The organism is Cryobacterium sp. M91, from assembly GCF_002929615.1.
Taxonomy (GTDB): Bacteria; Actinomycetota; Actinomycetes; order Actinomycetales; family Microbacteriaceae; genus Cryobacterium; species Cryobacterium levicorallinum.
In genome coordinates, this window is record NZ_PJJT01000087.1 from 158,797 (window position 1) to 171,848 (window position 13,052).

Below are 13,052 nucleotides of genomic sequence, written 5' to 3' on the forward strand. Positions count from 1 at the left end.
GATGCGGCGCATCCTGTTCGACTCACCCGTCAGCCGCGCCGGCTACCTGTACGCAACCGCGTTCGGGCTAGTCTGGGGCTCGATCTGGAGTACCGGCCGAGTCGAGCGCAAGGCCGGCCTGTATGTGTTTCGCGGCATGCCGCCGTGGACGTTCGGACGCGGCGGATCCTGCGTCGGCGGCTGCTACCTCACCAATCAGAACGTCACCGCGGCCGTGCTCGAGCATGAGGCCGTGCACAAACGCCAGTGGCAGCGCTTCGGCATGGTCTTTCCGCTGCTATACGCGCTCGGCGGGCGCAATCCGCTGCAGAACCGCTTCGAGATCGAGGCCGGCCTGAAAAAGGGCGGCTACATCCGCTAGTTCAGCCAACGTGGCTCGTGACACCGCCGTCCATTCCGGTGAGCGGCTGCAGCACACACAAAACCGCCCGGGCTGGGAACAGGCCGGGCGGTTTTGTCGTGCAGAAGCGCTACTGCGCGGCGACGTACTCAGCGTCGATGGCGGCAGCCGCGGCGAACACAGCGAGGTTCGCACGCAGCTTGGCGCCGAGGTCGGCGTCAACGCTGGTCCAGTACCAAATGGCACGCTCGGTGACCTCGGGGCGGGTCACGCCGCTGATGGCACCGGTGATGGTGTCGAGGAAGCGCGCCTTGGCGGCGGCGTCGTAGACCTCGCGGTACAGCGTTCCGGCCTGGCCGAAGTCGCTGTCCTCGCTGCGCAGGGTCGCGGCGGCACGCAGCAGCGTTCCGTCGCCTTCCCAGGCGCCCTCGCCGGCCGCGGCCGGGTCGGCGACGGGGCCGCCGAGGGAGTTGGGTGCGTAGTTCGGCTGGCTCGGGGCGTTGAAGTGGTGGCGCTGCGCGCCATCCTGCGAGTAGTTGTTGACCGGGCTCTTCGCCGCATTGATCGGCAGCTGGGTGTAGTTGGTGCCGACGCGGTAGCGCTGCGCGTCGGGGTAGGAGAAGATGCGCGCCATGAGCATCTTGTCGGGGCTTGCGGCAATTCCGGGAACGAAGTTGGCGGGCGAGAACGCGGCCTGCTCGATCTCGGCGAAGAAGTTCTCCGGGTTGCGGTTGAGGGTGTGGGTTCCGACCGGAATGAGCGGGAAGTCGGCGTGCGGCCAGACCTTGGTCACGTCGAACGGGTTGAATCGGTAGGTGTTGCCCTGCTCGTACGGCATGACCTGCACGGAAACGTTCCAGGACGGGAAGTTGCCGGCGGCAATGGCGTCGGACAGGTCGCGACGGTAGTAGTCAGCATCCGCTCCGGCGATGAGCTCAGCTTCTGAGCCTTCCATCTCGACGTTGCCCTGGTTGGATTCGAAGTGGTACTTCACCCAGAACCGCTCGCCGGCGGCGTTGATCCACTGGTAGGTGTGCGAGCCGAAGCCGGGCATTTCACGCCAGGAGCGCGGCAGGCCGCGGTCTCCCATGAGGTAGGTCACCTGGTGGGCGGACTCCGGGGAGAGCGTCCAGAAGTCCCACTGCATGGTCGCGTCGCGCAGGCCGGTGCCCGGCAGGCGCTTCTGCGAGTGGATGAAGTCGGGGAACTTGATGCCGTCGCGGATGAAGAACACCGGGGTGTTGTTGCCGACGATGTCGTAATTGCCCTCGGTCGTGTAGAACTTGACCGAGAAGCCGCGCACGTCGCGCCAGGTGTCTGGGCTGCCCTGCTCGCCGGCCACGCTGGAGAAGCGCTGCAGGGTGGGGGTGACGGTGCCGGGCTGAAACACGGCCGCGCGGGTGTACTTCGAGACGTCGCCGGTCACGACGAACTCGCCGTGCGCTCCGCTGCCCTTGGCGTGCACGATGCGCTCCGGAATGCGCTCGCGGTTGAACTGGGCGAGCTTCTCGACCAGGTAGCGGTCGTGCAGCGCGGTGACGCCGTCGGCGCCGACGGTGAGGGAGTGCGCGTCGCTGGCGACGGGCGTTCCCGTCTGGTCGGTAGTGGGCTTGATAGTCATGGTGCTCCTTGGTGTGGATCAGCAACGCGAGGTTGGCGGAAGAAAGTTAGGGGTGTGCGGTGTCGAGCTGGCACTGGGCGCACAGGCCCCAGTAGATGACCTCGGCGGCGCGCACGTCGAAACCGAGCGTATCCGCCGGCGTGAGGCAGGGTGCGTGACCGATGGCGCAGTCCACGTCGTGCACCACAGTGCAGCGGGTGCAGACGATGTGGTGGTGGTTGTCGCCGACCCTGCGCTCGAACAGGGCGGGCGAACCGGCCGGTTCGATCTTGCGCACGAGTTCGGCAGTGCCGAGCGAGGCGAGCACCCCGTAGACCGCCTGCAGCGAGGTGCCGGGCAGGTCGGTGTGCACCGCTGTGAACAGGGCATCGGCGTTGGAGTGCGGCATATCGGTGAGGGCGCGCAGCACAGCCAGACGCGGCGCCGTGACTTTGAGACCAGCCGAACGGATGCTGTCGGCCAGCAACCCGGCGTCGGCTGCGGCCAGGCGCAGGCCCGCGGTCTCTTCGCTCGGTTCGATCGTCGTCATGCTCCGACCCTAGCATTTGTTTTGAGTAATTCAAAACAATTCGGGCACTGGTATAGCTAGCTAGGATAGCGATTATCGAGGTTCTGGAGGAACTGTGCTCGCGATCACGCGATTCATCACCGGCAAACGCACCGCCTGGGCGGTCTTGCTCGGAACACTCGTGGCGGTCGGTCTGCTGTTTGCGCTGCTCCCGGCCAATGAGTCCGAGGATTTTCCGGCGGCGGGGCTGCCGGAGACCAGCCAGGCGGCCCAAGTCACCGAGCTGCTCGCCGACTTTCCCTCGGCCGACCAGACCGCGGCGATCGTGGTCTGGAGCCGCGACGGCACCGCGCTCACGGCGGCCGACCAAACCGCGATCACCGCCGCAGCCGAGCAGCTCGGTGCCGCGTCGATCGCCCCGCGCGCGGCCACGCCGCAGTTCAGCGACGACGGTCAGGCGGCGCTGAGTGTGGTGCCGCTGGAGGCGGCGAGCGCGACGGCCGACATTGCGAAGACGGCCACCGACATCCGTTCAACGGCGTCGACCGCGCTGCCGAGCGGGCTGACCGCCTATGTCACCGGGCCGGTCGGCTTTCAGTCCGACATCACCAACGCTTTCGCCGGAGCCGACTTTCGCCTGCTGCTGGTGACCGTGATCGTCGTCGCGGTGCTTCTGATCGTGACCTATCGCAGCCCGGTGCTCTGGATCGTGCCGCTCGTCGTGGTCGGGCTCGCCGACGGCCTGGCCGGCAAGGTCGCCGGCGCGCTGACCGAACCGCTCGGTTTCGCCCTCGACGCCTCGATCTCGGGTATCCTCTCGGTGCTCGTGTTCGGCGCCGGCACCAATTATGCCCTGCTGCTCGTGGCCCGCTATCGCGAAGAATTGCTGCACACCGAAAATCGCAACGTCGCCATGCGCACCGCCGTGACGAGCGCCGGCCCGGCCATCGCGGCGAGCGGCGGCACCGTTGCGCTGAGCCTGGCGACCCTGGTTTTCGCCGAACTGGCCGGCAACCGGGCGCTCGGCATCGCCTGCGCCATCGGTGTACTCATCGCCATTCTGTTCGCCCTGCTCGTGCTGCCGGCCGCCCTCGTGGTCTGCGGGCGCGGCCTGTTCTGGCCGTTCATTCCGCGCGTGCAGGCCCATGCCACTGCCCTGCGCACCGGCTTCTGGACCAGGCTCGGTCGCGGAGTGGCCAGGCATCCGGTGATCATCACGATCGTGTCCGTTCTGGCGATCGGTTCGCTCGCGTTCGGGCTGAACGGAGCCGCGGTCGGGCTATCCCAGGCCGACCAGTTGCTCGGCAACCCGGAGTCGGTTGTTGCCCAGGACATCGTGGACGCGTCTTTTTCGGCGGGGCTGACCAGCCAGACGGTCGTGCTGACGCCGGATGCGGTATCCGCTGACACCGTGGCAGTGGCCCTGCAGACCCCAGGGGTCTCCGCGGCTGTCGCCGGTGAGAACGCCGGCGGCCTGACCCGCATCGATGTCACCCTAGACAGCGAACCAGGCAGCGACCTGACTTTCGCGACCCTCAGCCAACTGCGCAGCGATTTAGCGGATGCTTCGGGCGCGGTCTCGCAGGCGCTGGTCGGTGGCAGCGATGCCACGGCCCTCGACACGAAAATCAGCGCCGAACGGGACCAGGCCCTGATTCTGCCGCTGATTCTGGGCATCGTCTTTCTCATTTTGGCGCTGCTGCTGCGCTCCCTCGTGGCGCCGGCGTTGCTCATCGCCACCGTGCTCGGCACCTTCTTCGCCAGCCTGGGAGCTTCGAACCTGATCTTTCAGAACCTGCTCGGCTTCGCCGCGTTCGACACCAGCGTCGTGCTGTTTGCCTTTCTGTTCCTGGTCGCTCTCGGCGTGGACTACAACATCTTCCTGACCACGCGAGCGCGGGAAGAGGCCCGGCGCTACGGCACCCGAGAAGGCATGGTGCGGGCGCTCTCGTCGACCGGAGCGGTGATCACGAGCGCCGGGATTCTGATCGCGGCGGTGTTCACCGTGCTCGGCGTCCTGCCGGTCGTGGCGCTCACCCAGATCGGCGTGATCGTCTGCATCGGCGTGCTGCTCGACACCCTTGTCGTGCGCACCGTGCTCGTGCCGGCCCTGGTCTTTCTGGTGGACGACCGGTTCTGGTGGCCGTCGAAGCCTGTCGCGTCACGCCAGTAGAATTTCGGCGCGACTCTGGTTGACTCCGGGCTCACGCCCGGTGAGGCCAACGCCCGGTCAGGCCTACGCAGGGTCGGGCGGCACGCGATCCTGCCAGCGGATGCGCCGCTCCAGCTGCGCGCCGAGCGCCAGCAGCGTCGCTTCGCCGCCGGGTCGCCCGATGAGCTGCACGCCCATCGGCAGGCCGTCGTCGGTCTGGTGCACCGGCAGCACGATGGCCGGCAGCCCGCTCACGTTGATCATCGAGGTGAACGGCGTGTACTGCACCTGCTGGGCGAAGTTCGCCTCGCCGTCGTGCGCGTCGTACCAGCCGACCGGCCGCGGCGTCAGCGCCATCGCCGGGGTCAGCACGGCATCGAATTTCGACAGCTGGCGAATGAACGAACGCTCGAACGCGGACAGTGCGGCCAGCGCCTCGGCGAGTTCCCGGGCACCGAGGGCACGACCTCGGGCGAGCAGCCACTGGGTCAGCGGTTCAAGCAGGGCGACGTCTGCGTCGGTTTCGGCCGGGATGGTCGCCGCGCCCGCTTGCCAAATTGTGCGAAACGCCGGCACATAGCTCGCGTCGGGCACGAGTGCCGTCTCCTCGAGGCCGTGCTGCAGCGCGGCGAAACCGGCCACGGCGAGATCGAGCGCGGCCTGGGCTTCGGGCGCAATCGAAATGGAGTAATCGTTGTCCCAGGCTGAAGTGGTCATGACGCCGAGCTGAAACCGCCCATCGCCGCGCACCGCCGCGGCCAGCAGCGGAGCTTCGTCTCCCGGAGCCCGCAAGGCATAGTGGTGGTCGGGGTGACCATCTCGCGGCGCGATCATGGCATCGAGCAGCAGGGCGGCATCCGCTACCGTGCGGGCGATCGGGCCGCCGACGGCGAGGCCACCGAGCTTGTCGACTCCGGAAGCGGACGGCACCCGTCCGCGGCTCGGCTTGAGGCCGACCAGCCCGCAGGCGGCCGCTGGGATGCGGATGGACCCGCCGCCATCGGAGCCCGGCGCGAACGGCAGCAGGCGGGCGGCGACCGCGGCGGCGGCGCCGCCGCTGGATCCGCCGGCGCCGAGCGCAAGGTTCCACGGCGTGCGAGCCGGCGGTGCCGCGAGGCTTTCGGTGTAGGAGGCGAGGCCGAATTCCGGCGTGTTCGTCTTGCCGAGGCTGACTCCCCCGGCGTCGTCGAGGGCCTGCACAAGCTCATCCGACTCGTCGGGCACATAGTCGGCGAAGAGGCGGGAGCCGAACCTGGCCGGCACCCCGGCACGCAGGTACAGGTCCTTGTCGGCGAACGGGAGGCCCCAGAGCGGCGCGGTGCGCGGCATCCGCTCTTCAACGTAACGGGCCCTGACCCTGGCCGCGTCTGCCGTCACCGTGACAAAGGCACCGAGTGCCGGATTGTACTTCTCGATGCGGGCGAGGTAGTGCTCGGCGAGCTCGCCCGGGCTGATTTCGCGGTTCTGCAGGGCCTGCCATTGCTCAAGGGCGGTCAGTTCGTGTGGATCAGCCATGACCCGAGCCTAGTTCGGCGACGGTCGCCAATCAGGCAGCACTGGCCGGGGCGGCACAACGAGGCTAGCCTCAATCCATGGCCAGCGCTTTGTACAACCCCATCGGCACCACCGCGCTCATCACCGGAGCGTCGAGCGGACTCGGCGTCGGGTACGCCCACGCGCTCGCCCAGCGCGGCGCGGATCTGGTACTCGTCGCCCGTCGCCAGGCCCGGCTCGAATCCCTCGCGGTCGATCTCGCCGAGAAATACGGCACCGTTTCCACCGTGATTCCGCTCGATCTCACCGAAGCGGATGCCGTCCCCGAGCTGGTGCGCGACCTGCGTGAGCGGGCAATCACCATCGGCACCCTCGTGAACAATGCCGGATTCGCCACCTTCGGCACCGTGCTCGAGTCGGACGAGGCCCGCGAACGCGAGCAGGTGGCGCTCAACGTGCACGCGCTGACCGCGCTGACCCACGCCTTCCTGCCCGATCTGGTCGAGACCGCCTCGCTGCATCCGCACACTGCGGCGCTGGTGAACCTGGCCAGCACGGCCGCATTCCAGCCGGTGCCGCGCATGGCGGTGTACGGCGCGACCAAGGCCTACGTGCTCAGCTACACCGAGGCGATCAGTTACGAAACGCGGGCGAGCGGCCTCAAGGTCACGGCGATCTGCCCAGGTCCCGCCGACACCGAGTTCTTCGAGGTCGCCAAGACCGGCGGCGGCAAGAAGGGCACACCGCTCACGGTCGACGAGGTTATGCGCGCCTCGTTCTCGGCGCTCGACCGCTCGGTCACGCCCTCGGTCGTGCTGGTCGGCGCCCGCAACGCCCTGCTCGCCCGGGTCGCGAGCATCTCTCCGCGACGTGCGGTACTCAACGCCGTCGGCCGCCTGAACACGCCGCGCGGCACGCGCTGAGCCCGGGCACGCCCGCGAGACGCCAACTTCGGTCCCTATGCCCCGCGACCTGCCAACGTCGGCCCCATGAGCTGGGCCGACGGGGCTACTTCAGACTCTTCTGCAGCAGAATAGTGCCGAGCCAGCGCTCGAACTTGAAACCGACCTTGCCCATGCGGCCGATCTCCTCGAAACCGAAGTCGCGGTGCAGCTTGATCGAGGCATTCGCTCCCTGATCCGCGATCACGGCGATGATCTCCTTCAGGCCGGCCGCCTTCGACCGCTTGATCAGTTCGCCGAGCAGCTCGCGCCCGAGTCCCTTTCCGGTGGACGCGGCGCCGAGGTAGATCGAGTTTTCGACCGTGAACCGGTAGGCCTTCTTCTGTTTCCACGGGGCGACCAGGGCATAGCCGAGAATCTGGCCGGCCGGTGAGACGGCAACGATGAACGGCATGCCCTGCTTGTTCAGGTAGTAGAACTTGTCGCGCCACTCGGGGAGAGTCATGGCATCTTCGTCAAAAGTGACGGTGCTGTTGGCTACGTAATAATTGTAAATTTCGCGAATGTGCGGCAGGTCGGTCGCCCGCACCTCACGCATCGTGTATTCGAACGGCGTCTCGACGGCGGTTTCCGGCCGCAGGTGGCGGGGCAACCGACGACGAGGCTCGTATTCTTCCTCAAGCACCGGGCACTCCCCTTTCTGGTTGATTCCAGATTACCGGAAGCTCCCAGTTCACCGATGCAGCCCCCTGCCCGGTCAACAGCCGGTTGGCGTTGCTGAATGGCTTCGAACCGAAAAAACCACGCCAGGCCGATAGTGGACTCGGGTGCACCGACTCGTGCACGGGCGTGTCGCCGAGCAGTGGCTTGAGCGCGCCGGCATCCTGTCCCCACAAAATCGCGACCAGCGGATGTCCCCGCCCGGCCAGTGCGCGAATGGCCTGGTCGGTCACCGCTTCCCATCCCTGGCGGCGGTGCGAACCGGCCGCTCCCGCACCGACGCTGAGCACCCGGTTCAGCAGCAGCACGCCCTGATCGGTCCAGGCCGAGAGGTCGCCGTGCTCGGGTCGCGGCAGGCCGAGATCGGCTTCATATTCAGTGTAGATATTGCCGAGGCTGCGCGGAAGCGGGCGCACGTCGGCTTTGACGGCGAAGGCCAGGCCGATCGGATGGCCCGGAGTCGGATACGGATCCTGCCCGACGATGAGCACCCGCACGGCGTCGAACGGCTGGCGGAACGCGCGCAGCAGGTGCTCCGCAGCGGGCAGCACGGCGCGGCCGGCGGCTCGTTCACGCGTCAGGAACTCGCCGATCCTGGCCAGGTCATCGGCCACGGGTGCGAGGGCGAGCGCCCAGCCCGGATCGATGTCGCCGCTGGCCGCGAGGGCGTCGAGGTTCACGACCTCACCCGGCCGACCGGGCGCGCCCGATCAACCCGGCAGGTACCTGATGGGGTGGCGACCGCCGCGAGCTGACTCGGTACGCATGTTGCGGCATCCGTTGTGCAGGCTGTCATGCGCGGGTCAGGCGCCGATGGTGCTCACGAGCACGCCGCCGTCGGCCTGGCTGACGTTCCAGACGCTGCCGGCGCCGAGCACGCGAAGTGCGCCCTCGCCGACCACGAGCACGGTGTTCTCGTCGATGGCGAGGCCGCCGTCGATCAGGCCGGCCTCGGTCGCCGCGATCAACCGGGACAGGCTGCCGGACTGGGCGGAGTGCACGTCGACCGTGACGTCGAGCAGTCCGATGCCCTGGGCGAGGGTGATCTCGTCGAGGCCCTCGGAGACGTCTTCGGGCGTCACCTCGACGCCGCCGATGCGCCAGCCGCCGATCAGGGCTCGTTCGGCGGCGATCATGGCACCGGCCGAGAAGCCGAGGTAGGGCACGCCGGCCGATACCTGGCGGCGAATCTCGCCGGCTATGGGGAGCAGTGCGGCCAGGTAATCGGGGGTCACGCCGCCGCCGATGAGAATGCCGTCGACAGCGCCCAGAGCGGTGAGGTCGCCGGTATCGCCGGGCGCGAGTACGGTGCGGCGGGTCTGCACACTGTCGCCGAGCGAGGCAGCCAGTTCCTCGGCGTGGGCGCTGCCCGGGCCGACGGTGATGATAGCCACGATCGGTTCGTCACGGCCAGCCTGTGCGGCGTGAGCCACAACCTCGGACAGGAACGTTCCGAGCACCTGGGCATTGTGGGCCGGGTCTCCTCCGCCGCCGACCAGGTGCACGCTCACGCGGTGACCTTCGTTTCGGTCGTGGCTGTGTCGTTGCTCGAAAGAGGTGCGTCAAGTGTCATTCGACAATGCTAACGAAAGACGCAAGCGCCGTGACCGCAGGCACAATAAAGCGGATGCCGCGCTGCCGACCGGCAGCGCGGCATCCGCTCGTTGCGGTTTATCCGGCGCGAAGAAGAAGCGCTACGGAACCTGACGCTGGTCGAGCCCGTTGTAGGCCGACAGCGGGCGAATCAGTGCGTTGCTGGTCTTTTGCTCCATGATGTGCGCGGTCCACCCGGTGATGCGCGCCGCAACGAACAGCGGCGTGAAGGTGAGGGTGTCAAACCCCATCAGGTGGTAGGCCGGGCCCGAGGGGTAGTCGAGGTTGGGCAGGATCGCCTTGCGCGTCGTCATCGCCGTCTCGAGGGCTTCGTAGAGTTCGAGCAGCTCCGGCTTCTCGTAGTGCAGGGCCAGGGTGACGAGCGCCGCCCGCATGGTCGGTACGCGCGAGTCGCCGCTCTTATAGACGCGGTGCCCGAAGCCCATGATCTTGCGCTTCTCGGCGAGCGCCTGCGCGAGCCAGGGCTCGGCCCGGGCGGCCGAGCCAGCGCCGAGGCCGATCTCGGTGAAGGTGTGCATGACGGCTTCGTTCGCGCCGCCGTGCAATGCTCCCTTGAGCGCCCCGACCGCGCCGGTCACGGCCGAATAGAGGTCTGACAGGGTTGAGGTGATCACCCGCGCGGTGAACGTCGAGGCGTTGAAGGAGTGCTCGGCGTAGAGAATCATCGACACGTCGAAAGCGTTGACGACGACGAGCTCAGGCACCTCCCCGAAGGCCATGTGCAAAAAGTTCGCCGAGTAGCCGAGGTCGTCGCGCGGCTCGACCAGGTCGAGCCCATGCCGACGCCGCTGGTCGTACGACACGATCGCGGGCAGCTGGGCGAACAGCCGAATCGACTTGGCCAGGTCGGATTCCGGCGACGGGTTCTCGGCTTCCGGATCGCTCGCTCCGATAACGCTCACCGCGGTGCGCATGACATCCATCGGGTGCGCGGTCAACGGCAGTTCGTCGATGATGCGCTTGACGACCGGGTTGAGGTGGCGCAGCGATCGTTCGAGGGCCTCGAACTCGGCCAGCTGTTGGTCGTCGGGCAGCTCCCCGTGCCAGAGCAGGTAGGCGACCTCCTCGAAGCTCTTCTTCGCCGCGAGTTCCTGCACCGGGTAGCCACGGTAGAGCAGCGAGTTGGTCTCCGGGTTGACCTTGGAGACCGCGGTCGTGTCGACGACCACGCCGGTCAGCCCCTTATAGACGTGTGGAGCGAGTGTTTCCGTGTCAGACATTATGCTCCCCTTATACCTTGGACGAAATGTGCGGGTTCAGCGTGAAATCGAAGATACCCGAATCGAACTGGCTATACGACGCGTAGTCGAGCAATTCGTACAGGTCAGCCCGGTGCTGCATCTCGGGCAGCATCGTCGTGAGCGAGCCGGTCTGCTCGATCGCATCGAGTCCGCGGGCCGCCGACCCCATCGCGAGGCGCAGCAACGACACCGGAAAGATCACCAGGTTCATGCCCACGTTTTCGAGCTGCTGCACGGTGTACAGCTCGCCCTTGCCGAATTCGGTCATGTTCGCCAGGATCGGCACCGAGACGGCCGCCCGGATCGTCTCGAACTCGGCCAGGCTGCCCATCGCCTCGGGGAAGATCGCGTCCGCTCCGGCATCCTGCAGCTGCTTTGCCCGAGTCACCGCGGCATCCAAACCGTCGACGGCACGGATGTCCGTGCGCGCCATCACGAGAAAGTTCGCATCCCGGCGGGCATCGACCGCTGCGCGGATGCGCTTGATCGCGGTGTCCGCATCCACGACCTGCTTGCCGTCCAGGTGACCGCAGCGTTTCGGGTTGATCTGGTCCTCGATGTGCATTCCGGCCAGGCCGGCATCCTCGAGAGTCTGAATGGTGCGCGCCACGTTCATCGGCTCGCCGAAGCCGGTGTCGGCATCGACGATGGCCGGCAGGTCGGTCATCCGGGCGATCTGCTGCGACCGGCCGGCCACCTCGGTGAGGGTGGTCAGGCCAATGTCGGGCAGGCCGAGGTCGGCCGAGAGCACGGCACCCGAAATGTAGACGCCCTCGAACCCCTTCTGCTGAATGAGTTTGGCCGAAAGCGGGTTGAACGCGCCCGGAAAGCGCAAAATCTTGCCGCTTTTTAGGCCCTGGCGCAGGGCAATGCGCTTGTCAGCGGCGTCGCGCCTGGCGTACAGCATTAGAAGATTCCGATCGGCGCAGTAATGGAGGAGAGCAATCCCGGCTTGGCCACGATGGTCAGGCCGCCGAGCTCAGCCGCGCCGAGCTCGGGCAGACGCTGGGCCAGAGCGAGAAAGCGTTCAATCTCCGACGCCTCCATGACCGGGGCAGCGAGGGTGCGGAACTTGTTGATGTACTCCGCGCGGGCGAAGGGGCGAGCTCCGAGCGGATGCGCATCGGCGACGGCAATCTCGTCCACGATGCGGGTTCCATTGGCCAGTTCGATCTCGACGCGACCGCCGAAGGCCTTCTCGGCCGGGTCGAGGGAGTGGTAGCGACGCGTCCACTCCTTATCCTCGGTGGTTGTGACGGTCTGCCACAGGGCGATGGTGTCTGGGCGGCCGGCTCGTTCCGGGCTGTAGGAATCGACGTGGTTCCAGCTGCCGTCCTGCAGAGCGACCGTGAAGATATAGGGAATGGAGTGGTCGAGCGTCTCGCGGCTCGCGGTGGGGTCGTACTTCTGCGGGTCGTTGGCGCCGGAGCCGATCACATAGTGCGTGTGGTGGCTGGTGTGGATGACAACGCTCGTGATAGCCCCGGCGACGAGCAGTTCGGGGTGTTCGTTGTGCAGCTTGCGAGCGAGGTCGATCCAGGCCTGCGCCTGGTATTCGGCCGAGTGCTCCTTGGTATAGCTGTCCAGAATGGCCCGCTTGATGCTGCCGGCTTTCGGCAGCGACACGTCATAGGAGCCGTCCGGGCCGTCGAGCAGCCAGGCGATGACGCCGTCTTCGCCCTCATAGATGGGAGTCGGGCTGGTTTCGCCGCGCAGCGCACGGTCGACGGCTTCGACAGCCATCTTGCCAGCGAAAGCCGGGGCGTGCGCCTTCCAGCTGGAGATTTCGCCCTTGCGGGATTGGCGCGTCGCGGTCGTGGTGTGCAGCGCCTGACCGACGGCCTGAAAGATGGTTTCCTTGTCGAGGCCGAGCAGGGTGCCGATACCGGCGGCGACCGACGGGCCGAGGTGGGCAACGTGGTCGATCTTGTGCGCGTGCAGGCTGATCGATTTCACCAGGTCGATCTGAATCTCGTAGCCGGTGGCGATGCCGCGAATCAGGTCGCTGCCGGTCAGGCCGCGGGAGGCCGCGAGGTGCTGGGCGACCGCCGTGATCGGCGGGATATTGTCGCCGGGGTGCGAGTACTCGGCGGCGAGGAACGTGTCGTGATAGTCGAGTTCACGCACGGCCACACCGTTGGCCCAGGCCGCCCACTCCGGGGAAACCCGGCGGGCGGGGGCGAGGCCGAACACAGTCGCTCCGTCGCCGCCATTGGAACGCGGATGTGCGAGCGCCTGCGAGCGGGCGGCGATCACCGGGCGACGAGTCAGGCTGGCCGCCGCGACGGAGGCGTTGTCGATCACCCGGTTGATGACCATCTCGGTCACCTCTTCGGAGACGAGGGCCGGGTCGGCGGCGACCTCGGCGATTTTCCAGGCCAGCTGGTCCTCGCGGGCCAGATTCTCGTCGCTCTTGTGAACTCGAACGTGGTGAAGCTGCACTGTGGATCCCTTCGTTAG

The 13,052-nt window shown here is 67.2% G+C and carries 13 protein-coding genes; 4 read left to right on the forward strand and 9 right to left on the reverse strand.

Annotated features, from left to right (window positions below):
* Position 1: 1 nt before the first annotated feature.
* The gene (locus tag CXY80_RS13065; RefSeq protein WP_104132773.1) at positions 2 to 361 is read left to right on the forward strand and encodes a Fe-S oxidoreductase; all 360 of its coding nucleotides are present in this window, start codon (positions 2 to 4) and stop codon (positions 359 to 361) included.
* A 109-nt stretch (positions 362 to 470) separates the two neighbouring features.
* On the opposite strand, the gene CXY80_RS13070 is transcribed toward CXY80_RS13065, so the two are convergent.
* Positions 471 to 1,961 (reverse strand): catalase, encoded by a 1,491-nt coding sequence (locus CXY80_RS13070; RefSeq protein ID WP_104132774.1) that lies wholly within the window; start codon positions 1,959 to 1,961, stop codon positions 471 to 473.
* 46 nt (positions 1,962 to 2,007) lie between these two features.
* Complete coding sequence (locus CXY80_RS13075) at positions 2,008 to 2,490, reverse strand: Fur family transcriptional regulator (protein WP_104132775.1); 483 nt, start codon at positions 2,488 to 2,490, stop codon at positions 2,008 to 2,010.
* 94 nt (positions 2,491 to 2,584) lie between these two features.
* On the opposite strand from CXY80_RS13075, the gene CXY80_RS13080 reads away from it, so the two are divergent.
* A complete protein-coding gene (locus CXY80_RS13080) occupies positions 2,585 to 4,642 on the forward strand; it encodes an MMPL family transporter (RefSeq protein ID WP_104132776.1) in 2,058 nt (685 codons plus the stop codon).
* 63 nt (positions 4,643 to 4,705) lie between these two features.
* On the opposite strand, the gene CXY80_RS13085 is transcribed toward CXY80_RS13080, so the two are convergent.
* Positions 4,706 to 6,136 (reverse strand): amidase, encoded by a 1,431-nt coding sequence (locus tag CXY80_RS13085; RefSeq protein WP_092451277.1) that lies wholly within the window; start codon positions 6,134 to 6,136, stop codon positions 4,706 to 4,708.
* A 77-nt stretch (positions 6,137 to 6,213) separates the two neighbouring features.
* Between CXY80_RS13085 and CXY80_RS13090 the strand changes: the two genes are divergently transcribed.
* Positions 6,214 to 7,038, forward strand: coding sequence for an SDR family oxidoreductase (locus CXY80_RS13090; RefSeq protein WP_092451279.1), 825 nt, complete (start codon positions 6,214 to 6,216; stop codon positions 7,036 to 7,038).
* Between the two features lie 85 nt (positions 7,039 to 7,123).
* On the opposite strand, the gene CXY80_RS13095 is transcribed toward CXY80_RS13090, so the two are convergent.
* The 3 genes from CXY80_RS13095 to CXY80_RS13105 form a co-directional block, all read right to left on the reverse strand.
* Complete coding sequence (locus tag CXY80_RS13095; RefSeq protein WP_199182268.1) at positions 7,124 to 7,702, reverse strand: GNAT family N-acetyltransferase; 579 nt, start codon at positions 7,700 to 7,702, stop codon at positions 7,124 to 7,126.
* Complete coding sequence (locus CXY80_RS13100; protein WP_092451281.1) at positions 7,695 to 8,417, reverse strand: uracil-DNA glycosylase; 723 nt, start codon at positions 8,415 to 8,417, stop codon at positions 7,695 to 7,697. The genes CXY80_RS13095 and CXY80_RS13100 overlap by 8 nt, the downstream gene beginning before the upstream one ends.
* Before the next feature lie 123 nt (positions 8,418 to 8,540).
* Complete coding sequence (locus CXY80_RS13105; protein WP_104132777.1) at positions 8,541 to 9,248, reverse strand: Type 1 glutamine amidotransferase-like domain-containing protein; 708 nt, start codon at positions 9,246 to 9,248, stop codon at positions 8,541 to 8,543.
* A gap of 55 nt (positions 9,249 to 9,303) precedes the next feature.
* Here CXY80_RS13105 and CXY80_RS19535 point away from each other — a divergent pair, with 55 nt between their 5' ends.
* Complete coding sequence (locus CXY80_RS19535) at positions 9,304 to 9,444, forward strand: hypothetical protein (RefSeq protein ID WP_158251651.1); 141 nt, start codon at positions 9,304 to 9,306, stop codon at positions 9,442 to 9,444.
* Here the strand turns inward: CXY80_RS19535 and CXY80_RS13110 are convergent.
* The 3 genes from CXY80_RS13110 to CXY80_RS13120 are packed head-to-tail and all read right to left on the reverse strand — an operon-like array spanning position 9,432 to position 13,034.
* Positions 9,432 to 10,571 (reverse strand): bifunctional 2-methylcitrate synthase/citrate synthase, encoded by a 1,140-nt coding sequence (locus CXY80_RS13110; protein WP_092451285.1) that lies wholly within the window; start codon positions 10,569 to 10,571, stop codon positions 9,432 to 9,434. The two genes, CXY80_RS19535 and CXY80_RS13110, sit on opposite strands and share 13 nt — an antisense overlap.
* 10 nt (positions 10,572 to 10,581) lie before the next feature.
* Positions 10,582 to 11,499, reverse strand: coding sequence for a methylisocitrate lyase (gene prpB, locus CXY80_RS13115; RefSeq protein ID WP_092451288.1), 918 nt, complete (start codon positions 11,497 to 11,499; stop codon positions 10,582 to 10,584).
* Positions 11,499 to 13,034 (reverse strand): MmgE/PrpD family protein, encoded by a 1,536-nt coding sequence (locus tag CXY80_RS13120; protein ID WP_233195369.1) that lies wholly within the window; start codon positions 13,032 to 13,034, stop codon positions 11,499 to 11,501. Before CXY80_RS13120 ends, prpB begins: the two co-directional genes overlap by 1 nt.
* Positions 13,035 to 13,052: the final 18 nt, after the last annotated feature.